At 67.7% G+C, this 18,486-nt stretch carries 19 protein-coding genes and 1 pseudogene; 11 read left to right on the top strand and 9 right to left on the bottom strand.

Going from position 1 to position 18,486, the window contains the following annotated elements; translation table 11 throughout:
- The first annotated feature begins 233 nt into the window (after positions 1 to 233).
- Both HNP02_RS13665 and HNP02_RS13660 read left to right on the top strand, forming a co-directional pair.
- The gene (locus HNP02_RS13665; protein WP_184439211.1) at positions 234 to 665 is read left to right on the top strand and encodes a PPOX class F420-dependent oxidoreductase; all 432 of its coding nucleotides are present in this window, start codon (positions 234 to 236) and stop codon (positions 663 to 665) included.
- Positions 662 to 1,489 carry a TIGR03620 family F420-dependent LLM class oxidoreductase gene (locus HNP02_RS13660; RefSeq protein ID WP_184439209.1) on the top strand — a complete coding sequence of 276 codons (828 nt, stop codon included), beginning with the start codon at positions 662 to 664 and terminating at the stop codon, positions 1,487 to 1,489. The genes HNP02_RS13665 and HNP02_RS13660 overlap by 4 nt, the downstream gene beginning before the upstream one ends.
- 18 nt (positions 1,490 to 1,507) lie before the next feature.
- Here the strand turns inward: HNP02_RS13660 and HNP02_RS13655 are convergent, their stop codons facing one another.
- Genes HNP02_RS13655 through HNP02_RS13645 form a run of 3 tightly spaced genes read right to left on the bottom strand, consistent with a single transcriptional unit; the run spans position 1,508 to position 3,347 of the window.
- On the bottom strand, positions 1,508 to 2,182 hold the full coding sequence (locus HNP02_RS13655; RefSeq protein ID WP_184439207.1) for a class I SAM-dependent methyltransferase: 675 nt from the start codon (positions 2,180 to 2,182) through the stop codon (positions 1,508 to 1,510).
- Between the two features lie 2 nt (positions 2,183 to 2,184).
- Entirely contained in the window at positions 2,185 to 2,661 is a 477-nt protein-coding gene (locus HNP02_RS43700; RefSeq protein ID WP_184439205.1) for a DUF1772 domain-containing protein, read from the bottom strand.
- The gene (locus HNP02_RS13645) at positions 2,658 to 3,347 is read right to left on the bottom strand and encodes an NAD(P)-dependent oxidoreductase (protein WP_184439203.1); all 690 of its coding nucleotides are present in this window, start codon (positions 3,345 to 3,347) and stop codon (positions 2,658 to 2,660) included. Before HNP02_RS13645 ends, HNP02_RS43700 begins: the two co-directional genes overlap by 4 nt.
- Before the next feature lie 74 nt (positions 3,348 to 3,421).
- Here HNP02_RS13645 and HNP02_RS13640 point away from each other — a divergent pair, with 74 nt between their 5' ends.
- The 4 genes and pseudogenes from HNP02_RS13640 (at position 3,422) to HNP02_RS13625 (ending at position 7,430) form a co-directional block, all read left to right on the top strand.
- Entirely contained in the window at positions 3,422 to 3,913 is a 492-nt protein-coding gene (locus tag HNP02_RS13640) for a MarR family winged helix-turn-helix transcriptional regulator (RefSeq protein ID WP_184439201.1), read from the top strand.
- A gap of 67 nt (positions 3,914 to 3,980) precedes the next feature.
- Positions 3,981 to 4,274 (top strand): annotated as a pseudogene (locus HNP02_RS13635) (hypothetical protein); the annotation flags it as partial.
- Between the two features lie 67 nt (positions 4,275 to 4,341).
- A complete protein-coding gene (locus tag HNP02_RS13630) occupies positions 4,342 to 5,085 on the top strand; it encodes a beta-phosphoglucomutase family hydrolase (RefSeq protein ID WP_184439200.1) in 744 nt (247 codons plus the stop codon).
- A complete protein-coding gene (locus tag HNP02_RS13625) occupies positions 5,082 to 7,430 on the top strand; it encodes a glycoside hydrolase family 65 protein (protein WP_184439198.1) in 2,349 nt (782 codons plus the stop codon). The genes HNP02_RS13630 and HNP02_RS13625 overlap by 4 nt, the downstream gene beginning before the upstream one ends.
- 7 nt (positions 7,431 to 7,437) lie before the next feature.
- Here HNP02_RS13625 and HNP02_RS13620 read toward each other — a convergent pair whose 3' ends face one another.
- From HNP02_RS13620 to HNP02_RS13610, 3 genes are all read right to left on the bottom strand, one after another.
- On the bottom strand, positions 7,438 to 8,814 hold the full coding sequence (locus HNP02_RS13620) for a YdiU family protein (RefSeq protein ID WP_184439839.1): 1,377 nt from the start codon (positions 8,812 to 8,814) through the stop codon (positions 7,438 to 7,440).
- Positions 8,815 to 8,878: 64 nt separating this feature from the next.
- Positions 8,879 to 10,048, bottom strand: coding sequence for an acyl-CoA desaturase (locus HNP02_RS13615; RefSeq protein WP_184439196.1), 1,170 nt, complete (start codon positions 10,046 to 10,048; stop codon positions 8,879 to 8,881).
- 46 nt (positions 10,049 to 10,094) lie between these two features.
- Complete coding sequence (locus HNP02_RS13610; protein WP_184439194.1) at positions 10,095 to 11,192, bottom strand: ferredoxin reductase; 1,098 nt, start codon at positions 11,190 to 11,192, stop codon at positions 10,095 to 10,097.
- Positions 11,193 to 11,287: 95 nt separating this feature from the next.
- Here HNP02_RS13610 and HNP02_RS13605 point away from each other — a divergent pair, with 95 nt between their 5' ends.
- The 4 genes from HNP02_RS13605 to HNP02_RS13590 all read left to right on the top strand — a co-directional run bounded on the left by HNP02_RS13605 (position 11,288) and on the right by HNP02_RS13590 (position 14,963).
- Positions 11,288 to 12,490 carry a CdaR family transcriptional regulator gene (locus HNP02_RS13605; protein ID WP_184439192.1) on the top strand — a complete coding sequence of 401 codons (1,203 nt, stop codon included), beginning with the start codon at positions 11,288 to 11,290 and terminating at the stop codon, positions 12,488 to 12,490.
- 54 nt (positions 12,491 to 12,544) lie between these two features.
- Positions 12,545 to 13,243 carry a DUF899 domain-containing protein gene (locus tag HNP02_RS13600; RefSeq protein ID WP_184439190.1) on the top strand — a complete coding sequence of 233 codons (699 nt, stop codon included), beginning with the start codon at positions 12,545 to 12,547 and terminating at the stop codon, positions 13,241 to 13,243.
- Between the two features lie 86 nt (positions 13,244 to 13,329).
- Positions 13,330 to 13,764 carry a hypothetical protein gene (locus HNP02_RS13595; RefSeq protein WP_309241539.1) on the top strand — a complete coding sequence of 145 codons (435 nt, stop codon included), beginning with the start codon at positions 13,330 to 13,332 and terminating at the stop codon, positions 13,762 to 13,764.
- Complete coding sequence (locus HNP02_RS13590; protein ID WP_309241538.1) at positions 13,674 to 14,963, top strand: wax ester/triacylglycerol synthase domain-containing protein; 1,290 nt, start codon at positions 13,674 to 13,676, stop codon at positions 14,961 to 14,963. Before HNP02_RS13595 ends, HNP02_RS13590 begins: the two co-directional genes overlap by 91 nt.
- A 21-nt stretch (positions 14,964 to 14,984) precedes the next feature.
- On the opposite strand, the gene HNP02_RS13585 is transcribed toward HNP02_RS13590, so the two are convergent.
- Together HNP02_RS13585 and HNP02_RS13580 are read right to left on the bottom strand one after the other, a co-directional pair.
- Positions 14,985 to 16,241, bottom strand: coding sequence for an RNA polymerase sigma factor (locus HNP02_RS13585; protein ID WP_221317592.1), 1,257 nt, complete (start codon positions 16,239 to 16,241; stop codon positions 14,985 to 14,987).
- The gene (locus HNP02_RS13580) at positions 16,231 to 16,581 is read right to left on the bottom strand and encodes a YciI family protein (RefSeq protein ID WP_184439188.1); all 351 of its coding nucleotides are present in this window, start codon (positions 16,579 to 16,581) and stop codon (positions 16,231 to 16,233) included. The genes HNP02_RS13585 and HNP02_RS13580 overlap by 11 nt, the downstream gene beginning before the upstream one ends.
- Positions 16,582 to 16,872: 291 nt before the next feature.
- Between HNP02_RS13580 and HNP02_RS13575 the strand changes: the two genes are divergently transcribed.
- On the top strand, positions 16,873 to 17,304 hold the full coding sequence (locus HNP02_RS13575) for a hypothetical protein (RefSeq protein ID WP_375373671.1): 432 nt from the start codon (positions 16,873 to 16,875) through the stop codon (positions 17,302 to 17,304).
- Positions 17,305 to 17,307: 3 nt separating this feature from the next.
- Here HNP02_RS13575 and HNP02_RS13570 read toward each other — a convergent pair whose 3' ends face one another.
- Positions 17,308 to 18,471, bottom strand: a complete 1,164-nt coding sequence (locus tag HNP02_RS13570) for a hypothetical protein (protein ID WP_184439184.1) — start codon at positions 18,469 to 18,471, stop codon at positions 17,308 to 17,310.
- Positions 18,472 to 18,486: the final 15 nt, after the last annotated feature.

The raw sequence follows: 18,486 nt of genomic DNA, 5'->3' as shown, positions 1-18,486 counted from the left end.
ACGTCATCGGCGCAGTCATCGAATGGCACCGATTGAGCCAGACGATGATCCACCCACCTCTGGCGCAGTGCACAAGCCGGGCACATACATTGGGTTCAGCATATGGACGTCGTCGCGCATCTGATCGGCGAGGCGCAGCGCATCGGGAGTCTTGGGCCTGTGTGTGCGAACTCCGAGGCCGCAACCGGATTCGACTTGACCTCAATCACCGTTGAGGTCTTACGGTGTGCGGCATGATCTTCACGGTCGTCGAGCGCAGGTATCTGGAGCGCCAACAGTTGTGCCGGTTCGCCACCATCGGTCCTGGCGGCGTGCCCCACGTCCGACCGCTTGGGTTTCGACTCAATCCGGATGGGACCATCGACATCGGAGGACCGAATCACCGGGCGACACAGCGATTCCGCAACGTCTTGGTGCGTCCGGACATCGGGCTCGTCGTTGACGACATGACACCGAACGAACCCGGTGCGCTGAAGCCGGGAATGGGCCGCGGCGTCGAAGTCCGAGGTCACGCCGAGGCCATCGTCGTGGACGACCCTCCGGTCAACCCCAGCTGGTTCAGCCACGACGTGCTGCGCGTGTATCCGCGGCGGGTACTCAGCTGGCACATCGACCCTGCGATGCCCGATGGTGAGGCCCGCGACATCGACGACTTCGTCCGGTGATCACTCCCGGATCCGTCGGCCTGGCGGTCAGCGGGCTCACCGCTCAGAACCCGGATGCCGCGGCCGATGAGGTCGGCCGGGCTGAACTCCTCGGCTACTCGACATTGTGGATACCCGGAGGGCCCAACGATATTCTGCCGTCGCTCGAGCGAGCGGTGCGCTCCAGCAATACGATTCAGGTGGCCAGCGGAATCCTTTCGGTGGACACGGTGGCGGTAGCCGCCGTTTCGGCCCTCAGCCATGCCCTGGAGGGCGAGCATCCAGGCCGGCTGTTGCTCGGACTCGGGGGAGCACACGGAAGACGTCCACTCGCCACGCTCAACGGCTACCTCGACGACCTCGACTCCACGGGGATCGCGGCCCATTCGCGGATACTGGCTGCACTCGGCCCAAACATGCTCGCGCTGGCGCGCGACCGTGCGGGCGGCGCCTATCCATTCCTGGTGACTCCGTCGTACGTGGCCGATGCGCGGACCATTCTCGGCGCAAACCGCGTCCTGGCAGTGCTTTTGATGGTCGCCCCGTACGTCGACCGCGAGTCCGTCCGACAAGCGGTCGCAGAGCCGCTGCGCTTTCTGTGTTCGGTGGGGGGCTACCGCCTCAACTTGGTGCGCCAGGGATTCACAGAGGTCGACATCGACTCCGTCAGCGACCGATTGCTCGACGGTGTCACCGCCTGGGGAGGTCTGGAGGACATCGCATCCCGCGTCGCGGAGTACCACGCCGCCGGTGCGGATCAGGTCGTGCTGCGGATGATCGGCGTTGACAGCGACCAGTCGGAAACTCAGGCGCGAATAGCGCAGGCACTCGTCGGCAAGTCCTGAGGAGAGAGCTCGCCGCGTCTAGGGCAGGTGTGCACTCAACAGCCAGCCGGGCACCGATTGGCGGCCGTGCGGCTCCTCCCGAACGTCGCCGAACGGCAACGCCGAGAAGCCCTTCGACAGAAGGCCGTGCAACCGGGCGGGCCTGATCTCGTCGACCGTCCAGTACTTCGACACGATCTCGCGCAGCTCGTCGTCGGTCACCGCGTTGGCCGGGCCGTCAGGCATGCTCGCCCTGTCGAAGACCAGCACGAAGTACGACGCCCCTGGAGCGGCAGCGCGCACGGTCGAACGCAGGTAGCCCTCGCGGACCTCGACGGGGATGGAGTGAAAGAGCGTGCTGTCGACGATGGTGCCGAATCTGCCGTCGTATCCAGTGAAGTCGCTGATGTCCGCGACGTCGAAGGTGGCGTTGGTCAGCCCGCGCCGTGCGGCTTCTGCCCTCGCCAAGTCGATGGCGGTTGGTGACAAGTCGAGCCCGACGGTGTTGTGACCGCGCGCCGCGAGGTCCAGCGAGATGGCCGCCTCACCGCATCCGACGTCGAGCACGTCGCCGTGGAACCTGCCCTGCTCGATCAGCACGGCGAGCTCGGGCTGCGGTTCACCGATGCTCCATGGCGGTTTGGGGCTGTCCCCAAGACCGGGTGCCTCGCCCCGGTAGGCGTCGTCGAACGTGAAATCCCCTGGTGTGGTCATGATTAACTTTCTACTCTCTTGGGTCGGGTGGGCGTCATCGCCGCCACGGTCAGCAGCACGAACGCCAGTACGGAGGTGGTGGTGCGTGCGACGTGGGCCAGTTGCCAACGGTCACGCACGGCCGACCAGTCGGCGGGCGGCGCCACGACGGACCAGGTCGCCTGGGCGGTGTTGATCGGCACGCTGATCGACACACTGATCACCAGGGTCGCCAGCAATAGGACAACGGCGGTAAGCGGCAGCCAGCGGCTGCTGCCGTGACGACGAAACACGGCCACGGCCAACATAACTGAGGTGAGGATGGCAGGCAGCAGCAGCGCGGTGGCCAGGTCGTCGAGGTGCGCGAGTTCGATGAGGCGGACCTGGGTGTACACCGCGGACCCGTAACCCCGCAGGGTGGCCTCGACGACAAGGACGGTGGTCAGGAATCCAGCGAACAGACCGCTGAACAGCACGGCGATGAAGGCTGTCGGCTTCACGACGCGGCCGCTTCCCGCCGGATCATCTGCCACAGGCTTGGCGTGCCCTCGGTGGTCGAGATGATGACGGTCTGGCGCGCGGCAGCCGAGTCGGCGGCCAGCGACAGCAGGTAGTCGGCCAGGTCGATGCGCGCGGTGAACGCACCGACGGGATCGACGACGCCGCGGACGTAGTCGGTGGGTGCTGGCAGGTCGAACAGGCCAGAGGGGCGAACGATCGTCCAGTCCAGGCCGCTGCCACGGACGACGTCCTCCATGCGCCGGACGTCGTCGTACACGGTCTTGCCGATGGTCCTGGTGATGATCGGCTCCACCAGTCGCAGCGTGAGCGAGGAGCCGCTGCGACGCGTAGGGTACGCCGCGGTCGAGCTGACCACGATCAGCCGACGCGTCTTGGCGGCCTGCATAGCGGCGACGATGTTGGCCGTTCCCGCCGAGTACGTGTCGACCTGCTCCCTGGTGAACGTGACGCCGAGCGTCGACACCACGGCGTCTACCCCTGCCACGACGGGCCGGACGGCGGTCGCGTCGCGCACGTCGGCCTCGACCACCATCAAACCCGGCCCACTCAGCGGGAACTCCTGCGGGCGGCGCGTCACCGCAAGAACCTCGTGGCCTGCATTGAGGGCCAATGCTGTCGCCAGCCGGCCGGTCTGACCGTTGGCGCCGAACAGTGCGATCTTCACGATTCCTCCTAGAATAATCACTTCTTGTGATCATCACATTAAGTGACAATCATCAAAAGTGCTAGTGTCTGCGCATGGAAGATCGGTCGCTCGGCATCGCCTCGCTCGACGAACGCATCCCGTTTCTGTTGTCTCAGCTGGGCTTTCACGTCGCCGGCGTGTTTCAGCGCGACATGGGCGCCATCGGCGTCGACCCGCGGTCCTACGCGGTACTGATGGCGTTGGCGACCGAGAACGGCCAGTCCCAGCGTCAGCTGTCGGCCCGGCTCGGCATCCACCGCAATGCGATGGTGGCCGTCATCGACACGCTCGAAGCAAACGGCCTGGTCAAACGCATGGCGCATCCCGACGATCGCCGCGCCTTCGCGATCACGCTCACCGACCGGGCCCACACCCTCCTGCCAAGCCTCGACGAGGCGACCAGCGCACTCGAAGACATCGTCACCGAGCCACTGTCGGCCGCAGAACGAGACACCCTGCGCCAGCTTCTGCAGCGGATCGCCGTCGGCGCGGGCCTCATCCCCGGCGTCCATCCAGGCCTCGGCACCGGCAAGACGAACTTCTAGGGGCGAGCGGAGCAACGGGGGGATGAGAAGGGTGCCCCTGCTCAGCTCGAGTCGCTATGGTGCGGTCATGAACCGTCCAGACATCTTCGATCGCCTACCCGCCGATCTCGCCGGCATGGGCGTTTACGGTCAGCCCATAGAGGTCGACGGAACCACGGTCATCCCCGTCGCTAGGGTCCGCGGTGGCTCCGCGACGCCGGTCGGCGTGTTCGTCATTCGCGGCGACGCGGTCTCGTGGACGGCAGCCGTCGATGGGAACCGGATCGCGCTAATCGGCGTGATCACCGGGCTGGCGTCGGCGGTGATAGCCACTCTGGCAGTGCTACGCCGACCGCCATGGCCGGACATCGTTCTGCGAGACGACCTCGTCAACATTCGAAGGCGACTCACTCCGCCAGGGCACGGCCATCGGGGAAGCGGGGTCGGCGTTGCTGGGTCTGCCCGATGACGTTCATGCGTGTCTGTTCGACCTCGACGGAGTTCTGACCGACACCGCCAGCGTGCATCGCAAGGCATGGAAGTCGATGTTCGACGACTTCCTGCGGGCTCGCGCGGAACGTGACGGTGACCAATTCCGGCCGTTCGACGTCGACGGTGACTATGCGACCTACGTCGACGGCAAGAAGCGCGAGGACGGCGTGCGGTCGTTCCTCGAGAGTCGTGGCATCACGCTGCCAGAGGGAGACTCGGACGACGATCCCGGCGCCGAAACCGTGAACGGGCTTGGAAACCGCAAGAACGTACTGTTTTTGGAGGTTCTGCACGGCGAGGGGGTCGAGGTCTTCGAGGGTTCTCGGAGGTACCTGGAGGCCGTGCACGCCGCCGGGCTCGCGGTTGCGGTGGTGTCCTCGAGCGCCAACACCCGCCAGGTACTGGAGATCACCGGCCTCGACCGGTTCGTCGGGCAGCGCGTCGACGCGATCACCATGCGGAATGAGCACATCCCTGGCAAGCCAGCACCCGACTCGTACCTGCGGGGCGCCGAGCTGCTCGGCGTGCCGCCCGGTGCCGCGGCGGTGTTCGAGGATGCGATCGCCGGGGTGCAGGCCGGCCACGCGGGCCATTTCGGCGTGGTGATCGGGGTGGACCGCGTGGGGCACGCAGAAGCGTTGCGCCGCAACGGTGCCGACGTCGTGGTCAACGACCTCGCCGACCTGCTTCCCGCGTCATGATCAGCGACGACGCCTACCCGGTCGAGCCGTGGCACGTGCGCGAGACCACGCTCAACCTCGATCTGCTTGCGCAGTCCGAGTCGGTGTTCGCGCTGTCCAATGGGCACATCGGCCTGCGGGGCAACCTCGACGAGGGCGAGCCGTACGGGCTGCCCGGCACGTATCTCAACTCGTTCTACGAGACGCGGCCGCTGCCGTACGCCGAGGCGGGCTACGGCTACCCGGAGGACGGCCAATCACTCATCGACGTCACCAACGGCAAGATCATGCGCCTGCTGGTCGATGACGAACCGTTCGACGTGCGCTACGGAGACCTCATCGAGCACGAGCGGGTGCTCGACCTGCGTGCCGGCACCCTGACGAGGGTGGCCCGATGGCGCTCGCCGGCGGGCAAGCTGGTGCTGGTACGTTCCACCAGGCTGGTGTCGCTGACGCAACGCAGCATCGTGGCGATCGAATACGTGGTCGAAGCCGTCGACGAATTCACCCGTGTGACAGTGCAATCCGAGCTCGTCGCGAACGAAGATCAACCGCAACCATCGGCCGACCCCCGGGTCGCGGCCATGTTGAACAACCCGCTGGAATCGGTGGCCTACGAGTCCGCTGATCGGGGCGCCCTTCTGATCCATCGCACCAGAGGGAGCGGGCTGACGCTCGCCGCGGCGATGGACCACCTGGTGGAGGTGCCCGGGCGCGTCGAGGTGAATACCGATGCGGGCGAGGACTGGGCCCGCACGACGGTGATCTGCGGTTTGAGGCCCGGTCAGCAGTTGCGCATCGTGAAGTACCTCGCCTATGGCTGGTCGAGCCTGCGGTCGCGGCCTGCGTTGCGCGATCAGGTGGCCGGCGGTATCGAGGGCGCCCGCTACACGGGCTGGCAGGGTTTGGTCGACGGTCAGCGCGCGTACCTCGCCGACTTCTGGGACAGCGCCGACGTCGAGGTAGAGGGCGACCCCGACATCCAGCAGGCGGTGCGATTCGGGCTCTTCCACGTGCTGCAGGCCAGCGCCCGGGCCGAGCGCCGGGCGATCGCTGGCAAGGGCCTGACCGGCACCGGCTACGACGGGCACGCATTCTGGGACACCGAGGGATACGTCCTGCCTCTGCTGACCTACACCGCACCGGATGCGGCCGCGGACGCGCTGCGGTGGCGGGCGTCGACGCTGGACCTCGCCCGTGAGCGGGCCGCCGAGCTCGACCTGGCGGGTGCTGCGTTCCCGTGGCGCACCATCGCGGGGGAGGAATGCTCGGCGTACTGGCCGGCAGGCACCGCGGCCTGGCACGTCAACGCCGACATCGCGATGGCGGTCGAGCGCTACCGGGTGGTTACCGGCGACGACACGCTGGAACGCGAATGCGGTCTGGCGGTGTTGGTCGAGACGGCCCGGCTGTGGCTCTCGCTCGGCCACCACGACCGGCACGGCCGGTGGCATCTGGACGGGGTGACCGGCCCAGACGAGTACACCGCGGTGGTCCGCGACAACGTGTTCACCAACCTGATGGCCGCGAACAATCTGGGCATCGCCGCTCAGGCGTGCGAGCGTCATCCCGTCGCGGCGCAGGACTTGGGTGTCACCACCGAGGAGATGGCCGCCTGGCGGGATGCCGCTGCGGCAGTACACATTCCGTACGACGTCGAGCTGGGGGTGCACGAGCAGTGCGAGGGGTTCACCACGCTGCGCGAGTGGGACTTCACCGAGAACACCGAGTATCCGCTGCTGTTGCACGAAGCCTACGTGAGGCTGTACCCCGCGCAGGTGATCAAGCAGGCCGACCTGGTCCTGGCGATGCACTGGCAGGGCCACGCATTCACGCGGGAACAGAAGGCACGCAACGTCGACTACTACGAGCGGCGCACCACGCGGGACTCGTCGCTGTCGGCGTGCACGCAGGCCGTGCTGTGCGCTGAAGTCGGGCACTTGGAACTGGCACATGACTACGCCTATGAAACCGCAGTGATCGATCTGCGCGACCTGCACCACAACACCCGCGACGGCCTGCACATGGCCTCATTGGCAGGAGCGTGGACGGCGCTGGTCGCCGGATTCGGCGGCTTGCGTGACGACGAAGGCTGCCTGTACTTGGATCCGCAACTGCCCGACGGCATTTCACGCCTGCGCTTCCGGCTGCGCTGGCGCGGATTCCGGCTCGTCGTGGACGTCGGCCACGATCAGGTGAGCTACGCCCTGCGCGACGGGCCCGACGGTACGTTTACCATCCGCCACGGAGGCCGGGACGTCACCCTCAGCACGCAGAGCCCGACAACGGTCGCGCTCCGTGCCAGGGGGTCGCTACTGCCGCCCCCGCCGCAACCGCCGGGTCTGCAACCGATTTCGCGCCACTGAGCGGGCCTCAGGTCCCGCAGAAGGTGCGGTAGTCGCCGAAGTCGCGTGGCGCCGCGTCGGCGTAGCGCTCGAGGCCGGGACGTTCGTCGTACGGCGCGGCCACCGCAGCCACCAGGCGTTCGAACGGTGCCAGGTCGCCGTCGGTTGCCGCGGTGAGGGCCTCCTCGACCAGGTGGTTGCGTGGAATGTAGACGGGGTTCACCCGATCCATCGCGTCGGCGTCCGGGCTCAGTGCCCGCCAGCGCGTCAGCCACTCGTCGAATCCGGCGAGGTCGACGAACAGGCCGCGCGCGGGTTCGGCGTCACCGCGGGCGGCCGTGGCGAGGTGTCGGAAGAACGAGGTGTAGTCGACGCGGCTCTGTTCGAGCTGCGCCAGAAGCTCGCCGACCAGCGGCGTTACGTCGCCGCCGCCGTTGGCCAGCCCGACCTTCGCGCGGATGCCCGCCGACCAGGCGGCCGCGTACTGACGGTGGAAACCGCCGAGGGACTCCGTCGCGAGCGCTATCGCCTCATCGGGGTCGTCGGCAAGCAGCGGTAGCAGGGTCTCGGCGAACCGGGCCAGGTTCCACTCGGCCACCGCGGGCTGGTTGCCGTAGGCGTAGCGGCCCGCGTGGTCGATCGAGCTGAAGACGGTGACCGGGTCGTAGGCCTCCATGAACGCACACGGGCCGTAGTCGATGGTCTCGCCGGAGATCGTCATGTTGTCGGTGTTCATGACGCCGTGCACGAACCCGACGAGCATCCACTTGGCCACCAGCGGCGCCTGGGCGGCGACGACCGCCTCGAACAACGCAAGGTAGTCGGTAGCGTCCGGGTAGTGGAGGGCGATCGCGTAATCGGCGAGGCGCCGCAACAAGTTTGGGTCGGTACTGGCGGCGTACTGGAAGCTGCCGACGCGCAGATGGCTGGCCGCGACCCTGGCGAGCACGGCACCTGGCAGCGTCGTCTCCCGATACACCGGGCGTCCCGTCGCCACCACGGCGAGCGATCGGGTGGTGGGGATGGCCAGTGCGTGCATCGCCTCGCTGATGACGTACTCGCGCAGCATCGGACCAACGGCGGCCAACCCGTCGCCACCCTGCGCGAACGGTGTGCGTCCCGAGCCCTTGAGGTGAAGGTCACGACGGCGTCCGCCCGCTTCGAGCTCGCCGAGCAGCAGGGCGCGCCCGTCGCCAAGACGCGGGACGAAGCCGCCGAACTGATGCCCGGCGTAGCCCTGCGCGACGGGAGTGGCACCGTCGGGAACCACGGCGCCGACCAACAGGCCAACCCCCTCGGGGCTGCGCAGCCAGGCGACGTCGAGGCCGAGATCTGCGGCCAGCGCCTCGTTGAGCACCAGCAGACGCGGGTCGGGTGTGGCCTCGGCCTGCCAGCGGATGGCCATCTCCGGCAATTCGCGGGAGAAGGTGTCTCCAAGGGTGATGCTCACGTGTCCAGACTACGGAGGATCAGGCCGCGCGAACGTCGACCTCTCGTCGAGAATCCTGCTCGCGGCCACCGAGAAGTCCACGCTGGAGCGCGGTGATCGAGAAGTCGTTGGGCAGCGACAGCCGGATCACCTTGCGCCATGCGGATGCGACCTGCTTCACCAGTGGGCCGGTCGTGTAGGTGAGCCCGTAACGGTCGAAGACGTCCTTGACCTTGGGAGCGATCTCGCCGTACCGGTTGCTCGGCAGGTCGGGGAACAGGTGATGCTCGATCTGGTAGGACAGGTTGCCGCTCATCAGGTGCATCAGGCGGCTACCGCTGATGTTGGCCGATCCGAGCATCTGCCTCAGGTACCACTCACCGCGGGTCTCGCCATCGATGCTGTCCTTGGTGAACGTCTGCACGCCTTCAGGGAAGTGCCCGCACATGATCACCGAGTGCGTCCATACGTTGCGCACCACGTTGGCGGTGAGGTTGGCGGTGAACGTCGTGACGGCACTTGGCCCCGACAGCAGGGGATGCACGACGTAGTCGCGCAGGCTCTGCTTGCCGATCTTGCGCAGTGTGGAGCTCACGCGGGCGCGGAACTCCGGGTTCTTGCGGCGCTCAGCGGTTTTCAGGTTCTTGCCGAGCTTCAAGTCGTAGGCGGCGATGCCGTACTGGAACATCACGGCGTTGATCGCGTTCCACAGCGGCTGGCCCAGATGGAAGGGGGTCCAGCGCTGGTCCTCGTCGACACGCATGATGCCGTAGCCGAGGTCGCCGTCCTTGCCGAGGACGTTGGTGTAGGTGTGGTGATCCTCGTTGTGGGAGTGCTTCCACTGCTCGGCCGTCGACGCGTTGTCCCACTCCCAGGTGGTGGAGTGAATCTTGGGATCGCGCATCCAGTCCCATTGGCCGTGCATGACGTTGTGGCCGATCTCCATGTTCTCCAGGATCTTGGCCGCGGACAGACCGGCAGTGCCGAGCCACCACGCGGGCGGGAACAGTGAGAACAGCAGTACGCCGCGGCTTCCCGCCTCGAGGCCGCGCTGAACCTTGATGATCTTGCGGATGTAGCGGGCGTCGTCCTCGCCGCGGCTGTCGAGCACCTGCTGACGGATGGCGTCCAACTCGCGCCCGAGGTTCTCGACGTCGTCATCGGTCAAGTGCGCGATGGGGCTGGTGGGCTTGTTCTGTATGGCGGTCATGGGATCCTCCAAGGATGGGGGTCGAGCTGAATGTGGTTGAGGTGGCTCAGATGTCGATTTCGCAGGAACCGGCGACGGTGGAGATGCAGGTCTGCACCAGCACGCCTGCGTCGGGTGCGCCGATGGTGACGGCGCCGTTGCGCACGTCGCGCACCGCGCCGTTGCGAAGGGGAAGGACGCAGCCGAAGCACACGCCCATCCGGCAACCCGACGGCATCAGGACGCCTCCGTTCTCGCCGGCTTCGAGAAGTGTTGTGCCCGAGCTGGTTTCGACGGTCGAGCCGGTCCTGGTGAAGCTGATCGGGCCGCCGTCGCCGCCGCCAACGGCTGGCGCGGTGAACCGCTCGGTGTGCAGCAGGTCGGCCGCGCCGTGCCGAGCCCAGTGCGCCTCGATGTCGTCGAGCAGCGCGGCGGGGCCGCAGGCCCAGGTCTGGCGGTCGGCCCAATCCGGCACCAGCGCATCCAGATCGGCTGCGGTGATCCGGGGCGAGGTGGCGGTGTGGTGTTCGAGGAGCCGCACCGAGCCGGCGTCGGCGAATGCCCGGAGCTCGCTACCGAAGACCACGTCGTCGGCGGTGGGGGCGCTGTGCACCACGACCACGTCGGCGAGTTCGCGCGAGTGGCTGCGCAACATGCCCATGACGGGTGTGATGCCGCTGCCCGCGGTCACGAACAAGACCTTGTCGGGGCGCGTGGCGGGCATGGTGAAGTCGCCGCAGGCCTGGTCGAGGTGAACCAGGGTGCCTGCCGTCGCCTGACGCACCAGGTAGTTGGACACCACGCCGTCCGGCACCGTCCTGACGGTGATGGTGATGAAACGGTTGGCCTTCGCCTTGGCATTGGTCTGGGACGTGCCCTGCGAGGTGATGGAGTAGGTCCGCCACTGGCGGACGCCGTCGACGTCGACACCGATGCGGACGTACTGGCCGGCCCGGTGCCCGCGCCAACCGTGCCCGACCCGGATGCGGATGGTCGCCGCGTCGGTCGTTTCGGCGGTGACGGCGTCGATCCGACCGCGAAGGTCGCGTGAGCTGCTGAGCGGGTCGATCAGATCGATGAAGTCGCGCGGCACCAGTGGCTGGGTCACCATCTGCGCGAGGGACCGCAGGGGCCGCCGCGCGGTTCCAGCGATGAGGGAAGTCATGACTACTAGTCTGATTGTTGAAATGGGTTACTTCTCGACCTATCCGTGTGAAAATTAGGCATGAAATTGTTCTTCAAGAACAAAAAGAGGATGTCATGACGGAAAACGACGGGCGAACGGTGTGGGCACCTCTGCCCGACGCGGTGCTTGCGGCCATGTGGTCGGTGCTGCCGTCGGTGGCCGAGCGTACCGTGACGGCGGTCGTCGACGACGTGCCCAGCTACGCCGACGCGTTCGCGGGGCGGATGGGCCCGACCATCGAGCAGGCAGTGCAGCAGTCGTTGGCCGCCTTCCTTCAGCTCACCACCGAGGGTGACGATCCCGACACGTCACCGAACGTCCGCCCGGCTCTCGACGGTGCCTATGCGCTGGGGGAGGGCGAGGCGCGTCAGGGCCGCTCGACGGACGTGCTGTTGGCGGCCTTCCGAAGCGGTGCCCGCACGGCGTGGCGGGAGTGGAGCGCGGTCGCGGTGACGCACCAGTTGCCGGGTGATCAGCTGGCGGTGTTCGCCGAGCGGGTGTTCGCCTACATCGATCGACTGTCTGCCGCCAGCGTGGCCGGCCACGCCGATCAACTCGCCAAGACCGGCCTCGTGCGGCAACGGCATAGGGAAACCCTTGCGCGCCAACTCCTTGCGTCCGCGAGTGCCGAAGACCTCTTGGTCAGTGCCGAGCGTGCCGAATGGCAGCCTCCGCGGACTCTCACGGCCGTGGCAGTGCCGCGGGGTGACGAACGGCGCCTCATCTCGGCGGTCGGCGCACGCAGCCTCGAGGTTCCCGACGACGCGCTGCCATCGATGGGACGTTCGGTCAGCGTGCTGCTGGTCGCCGACGTCGGTGTCCGCGCGCGCACGGCGCTGCTCCGTTCGATCGACATCGCCGGTGCGGTGATCGGGCCCGAACGACCGTGGACGCAGGCCGGCCTCTCCGTCGACCGGACGCTGCGGGCGATCGGCTTGTTCGGCGACGACGACGATCCGATCGACACGGAGCGGCATCTGACCGAACTGATCCTCAATGCGGATGCCGATGCGCTGGCCGATCTTCGGGCCAGGGTGCTCGCGCCGCTCGAATCGGTGCGCCCCGCGGTCAGGGACAAGCTGGTGGAGACGTTGCGTGTGTGGCTGCTGCACCACGGCCGCCGCGACGACGTAGCCGCTGCGCTCTTCGTGCACCCGCAGACCGTGCGCTACCGCATGGGTCAACTCCGCGAACTGTTCGGCGACGACCTCGCCGACCCACGCGTGGTGGAAGACCTCACCGTCGCGCTTGCGGGACGCCAACTCGCCCAGCGATGAGTTCCGGGGTCGGCCGGCGTCTATACGTGTAGCCGACGAACGGAAGGCAGCGCAATGGACACACCCCAGATCGTGTCGGAGCAGGAGTGGGAGAAGGCTCGCCTTGAGCTGCTCGTCAAGGAGAAGGAGGTCACGCGCGCTCAAGACGCACTGGCCGCGGAGCGTCGCCGCATGCCGTGGCTCGCCGTGGAGGAGGACTACGCATTCGACGGGCCCGACGGGACGATGAGCCTGCTTGACCTGTTTCACGGCCGCCGACAGTTGATCGTGTACCGCGCCTTCTTCGAACCAGGCGTGCACGGGTGGCCCGAGCACGCCTGTCCCGGGTGCTCGCTGATGGCCGACCAGGTGGCCCATGTCGCGCACCTGAATGCCCGCGACACCACGTTGGTGTTCGTCTCGCGCGCTCCGCAGGCAGACATCGGACGCCTGAAGGCACGGATGGGCTGGGACATCCCCTGGTACACCGTCACCGACCATTTCGACACCGACTTCGGCGTGGACGAATGGCATGGCACCAACGTGCTCATCCGCGAGGGCGACGAGGCTGGCGACCGCGTCTTCCGCACCTACCTTCTCAACAACCGAGGCGACGAGAAGATGGGCGGCACCTGGAGCTACCTCGACATCACCGCTCTCGGGCGTCAGGAGACCTGGGAGGACACTCCGCAAGGCCGCCCGCAATCCGCGCCGTATGAGTGGTGGAACTGGCACGACGAATACGCGGGTGTGACGTCCGGTGATGCGAGGTGAGCCCGCGCGCCAGTGTTCTCGGACGACGGGCATGTGCGGTGCTTGCGGCTTGTTCGGCTGTGCTGCATGGGATTTCACTTGGTCACGTGGCGAACCCCGCGGCCATGGCCCTGATGGTGGCGATGCTCGTCGCGTGCCTCTACTGCGCACGTGATCTGTGGCTGCACGGCACGGTACGGTGCTGGTTGCTGGTGGCGTTGATGAACTTCGCGATGATCGCGATCCACCTGCCTGCGTCGGCCGCGCATCAGCACGGCGCGGGCCTGACCGCGGTCGCACCGGTCCACGAGTCGACGGTGACGAACATCGCCACTGTGCTTGCGGCGGTCGAGGTGACGATTGCCGCCGTCGTCCTCTACTACCGCACGCGCGGAATGCGACCCGTCGAAACCCCACCTTCGGTGGACGGCGAGACACCTACACTGACCGCGTGGCCCGGCTGGACGATCCCGATCGGCTCTCGGCCGACGACGCCCGCATCCTCGGCGTCGAATCGGCGGCGATCGCCGGCCACACGCTGAAGCTCAACGTGCTCGAGGCGGGTGATCCGCTCGACCTCGACGCCCTGCGGGCCGCGGTCGCGAAGCGGCTCCCGAGCCAGCCGAGGGCGACCCAGCGCGTCGACACCTCGGGACCCGAGCCGCGCTGGGTGCAGGCAACCGACTTCGACATCCGCGAACACGTCCGGCGTCAGACCACGTCCTGCGTCTCGCGGGCCGACCTGTGGCGGATCGTCAGCGGGTTGATGTCCGAGCATCTCGATCGCAGCAAGCCGCTGTGGACGTTCGACGTGATCGGGCCACTCGAGGACGGTCGCGAAGCCATCGCCGTTCGCATCCACCACGCGATGTGCGACGGCATCGCCGGTGTCCGCTTCCTCGACGCCGTGCTCTGGGATGCCCACCCCGACGCCCCGGCAGCGGCAGGGGCACGCCCCGGTGTGCATTCCGACGAACCCAGCGGCCTCACTGAGGCGCGGCGCTTGCCGGGCGCCGTCATCCGTGAACTCGGGCACCCCAACGAACGTTCGCCCTTCGACCGCCCGATCACCATCGCCCGCGAGTTGGCCTTCACCGTCGCGCCCTTGTCGGAGGTGAAGGCGATCGGCGCGTCACGGCCTGTCCGCGCCACGGTCAACGACGTCCTCCTCGCGGTCATCACGGGAGGTCTGCGGACCTGGCTCGGGGAGGCGGGCACGCTCGTCCACCACCTGAACGCCCAGATACCGGTCAGCCTGTACCACCGCGACGAGGATGCGACCGACCTCGGAAACCGGGACTCGTTCATGAACGTCGACCTGCCGCTCGCGGAGACGGATCCCCTCGTCCGGCTGGACCGGATCCGGGCCGAGACCGGCGAGCGCAAACGCCTCGACGACGCCGAGGAGATGTACGACCTCTTCCACGCCCTCGGCCGCGTGAAGCACCTCGGCAGCGCCGCTCAGCGAATCTCCAAGAGCGCCAGGGAGTTCAGCGTGTCGATATCGAACGTGCCTGGCCCGCGCGTCCCCGTCGGCGTCGCCGGTCGCGGGGTGCAGCATCTCTTCTCATCGTCGGAGCCTGCCGCCCATCACGCGTTGCGCATCTCGGCGATCTCGTGTGCAGGAGATCTCGGCATCGGGCTGTGCACCGATCCGGGGGCGCTGCCGGACGTCGCGGGGCTCGCCGACGCGATCGAGACCGCCTATGTCGAGTTGCGCACCGCAGCAAAAGCGATATGAGGTCGAAGTGCCCGCGCAAGGCTAGTGCTCGGGCTGGTCCGCTGCCGACCATGCCGCGATGCGGCGTGCACGGTGGCGCCGTTCCGGCGCCGACACCTCGTCGGTGATCGATTCGCGTGTCGCGGCGACCGCTTCGGCGTATCTGCCCTCGCGGGCGAGCAGTTCACCGCGGACCGCGTGCCATCGTTGGTCGTGGTTTTTGTCGCGGTCGAAGTCCAGGTCGGCGAGCGCGTCCAGTCCCGCTGCCGCGCCGTCGGATTCGGCGATGGCCACAGCCCGCGCCAGCGCGGCGGGAGCGCTTGGCTGGACCGTGAGCAGGAGGTCGTACAGCCGGATGATCTCCTGCCAGTCGGTCGCCTGATAGCAGGTTGCGCGGGCATGTTCGGCGGCGATTGCGGCCTGCAACTGGTGGGGATCGGCGACCGCACCGGTTCGACGCAGTGAGGTGTCCAGGAGGGTCAGCGCTTCGTCGATCGCGGTGGTATCCCACGACGTCCGGTCCTGGTCGGCGAGCAGAACCGGATCGCCGGCGTCGTCGACCCGTGCCGCGGACCGCGATTCGGTCAGTAGCAACAGGGCCAGCACAGCCATCGGCGAGGGCTCGTTGGGCAGCAGTTCGTGGACCAGACGTGCGAGTCGCAACGCCTCCCGACGGCCATCGACGTCGGTCAGCCGTTCGCCGCCGACGGCGCTGTGGGCGATCGTGTACGACGCGTGTAGAACCGCGCACACCGACGCCAGCCGGGCCGGTAGCTCGTCGTCGTCGGGGACGCGGTACGGGATGCCTGCGCGGGCGATCTTGGCTCGCGTCCTGGTCAGCCGTTTGGCTACCGCCGACTCGCTCGTCAGCATCACCGCCGCGATCTGCGCAGGCGAGAGCCCGCAGAGGGTTCGCAGCGCCAGCGTCACCTGGGCGTCCAGCGCGAGCGCGGGGTGGCAGCAGGTGAAGATCAGCCGTAGCCGGTCGTCGTGCACCACACTGTCCGGCGGCAGGTCGGGTACTGCGTCGGGCACTGCGAGGTTCATGCTGGCCCGCTCCTTTCCGGCCCGCATGCCCTCGCGTCGAATGATGTCGATCGCCACCCGGCGCGCGGTCACGGTCAACCAGGCGCGCGGCTCGTCGGGAACGCCGGTACGCGGCCAGTCCCGCAACGCGCGCAGCGCCGCCTCCTGCACCGCGTCTTCGGCAATCGGCAGGCTGCCGACCGTCCGGACGAGCGTGGCCAGGATGCGCGCGCCCTCCGTCCGAACGGTCTCGGCAAGCCGGTCAGCCGCCAAAATCGATGGTGGGACGCACCTCGACGGCACCGTCCCACGCCGCAGGGAGGTCGGCCGCGATGCGCAGGGCCTCGTCCAGATCGCCGGCCTCGATGAGGTAGAAGCCCGTCAGGGCCTCCTTGGTCTCTGCGTACGGACCGTCGCTGAGGAGCACCTCGCCGCCGCGGGCGCCCTTGACGCGCACGGTGGTCGCGGTGCTCGTCTGGTAGAGCGCGGCACCGCCGCGGATCACGGCGCCGTGGGTCTCACCGAACTTCTCGTACTCGGCCATCTCCTTGGCGTTCTCGGGCGCTGTCCAGTCGACGTCCTTGGTGTAGGTGAGAGCGACGTATTGCGGCATGACGTTTTCCCTCTCCACGTGATTCGAGCATTTCCCGAATCTCAACACATGGACGAACGGGAACCGCCCGTTAGGACACTTCGAGCACGAGTCATCCGTTCTGCCTCACCACCATCACAGCGGACTGACAGCGCGACGGGGGTGGCGCGCGTACAGTCTGCGTATTCCTGGGGTGGGGGCCCCGTGGCGAGCGAAGCGACGGGCGAGGGGGGACGGGTGGCAACCATTGATCGATGCGCGCGGCGAGGGGGTGTTGGCCTGTTCGCCGTGTGCGCAGCCCTAACGCTTCCGATGGGGGGTGTGTTCGGGCAAAGTGCCGCAGCCGACACCACACTCACCTTGTTCGAGCACGACACCCAATCGACGCAGATCGATCTCGGAGAGCCAGGACAGGGTCCAGGAGACGAGTTCCTCTTCGCCGGTGACGTCTTCGATCGCGCAGGAGGGACGAACATCGGCCACGTCGCAGGTCAGTGCACGACACTCAGCGGTGACGCGTCGAGCGGAGATGCCTTCTGCCAGGGCACCTTCGTCCTCGAAGGCGGGCAACTCGCCGTCCAGGGTCTGGACAGCGGTGGCCCTGCCGAACCGGGTCAACCCGGCGCAGTCGCGATCGTGGGCGGCACCGGCATCTACGCCAACGCACGCGGGGGCGGCACGATTCAAATATCGCCCGACGCTCCGACCGACTCGACGTTCGTCCTGAACGTGATTACCGGCTGAGAGTCATGACGGTGCCTGCGCTGGGATCACCTCGAGCGCGTTCACGTCCGGCTTGACCGGGAACCTGCGTCCGCTGTCCTCGACGACCAGCGTGCCCGACTGCTCGGGTGTAGGGCCGCCCTGGGGAATGATCAGTGCCCGCTGACCTGGGGTCACCTCGACCGCCTCCAACGCCACCGTCGGCGGCGTCATCTGGACGAGACGGTCGGAGCCGAGTTCCCACACCCGCGGCGAGTACGAGCTGGCCGGATCGCATTGCCACGTCGCCAAGCTGAGCGCCATGGGGTGGGACTCCTGCCACCACAGATGCAGAACCTCGGAGCCGGTCGCCGGCCCCGGTGCGGCGACGTCGTACGACTGTTGCGACCCGTCGGCGTTGGAGACCACCACAGCAGCCGTACCGCAGGTGTCGCTCGAACGGCGGTACAGCGCGTAGGCGAGGCTCGCACCGTCGGGGCTGAGTTCGGCGATCGCCACCGGCGTGTTCGCATCCGCGCGGCCGAGAGACGCCGGCGCGCCACCGCCGCGCACGGCGTACAGCGTGTCGGGACCTCCGGTCGGTGACGGCGCGGACTCGACCCGAGAGATGATGGCCGTGCCGCCCCTTGCGGTGAGCAACGCGGGAGCGGTCGCCGCCGCGTCGTAGACAGGCGGCAGGTCCACTGTTTGGCGCAGTGTTGGCGCGACGGCCTCGGCGGCCAGATCGAGCTGCATCAGCCTGTTCGGCTGCTCCCACCACACGATCATGCTGGCGCCCGCGGTGCCGAGGCGGGAGGCCTGCGGCAGCGGGGAGACCCGGGTCTCCCCGGAGCGCGCGTCGAGCGTGACCAGCTTTCCGTCCGAGGATCGCGCGAAGACGAAGCGGCCGTCCTCGGTGACGAAGGGTTCGCTGGACGGTGTGAAAGTCCCGGGCGCCGTCGCCACGATCTTCGTGCCGTCGGCCAGTCCGATCTCGGTCGACGCGCGGTAGGCCACCAGGGGGCCCGCTGGTATGGCGGGCTTGGTGGTCGTCGTCGGCGCGGTCGGAAACGTCGGCAATCCCGGCGGCGTTGCCGTCGGTGTTCCGCCGGGCGGGGTCGTGCAGCCGGCGACCAGGCTCGTGCACAACGCCAGCAGCAGGATCAACCGGAAATACGCACTCAGGATTCGCCGACTCACCGTCTCCATGTAAGCCGAAGATGC

It is taken from the genome of Mycobacterium sp. AZCC_0083 (genome assembly GCF_014202335.1).
Classification (GTDB): domain Bacteria; phylum Actinomycetota; class Actinomycetes; order Mycobacteriales; family Mycobacteriaceae; genus Mycobacterium.
The sequence above is the reverse complement of the archived record's forward strand: the minus strand, read 5'-3'. Positions and strand labels throughout refer to the sequence as shown.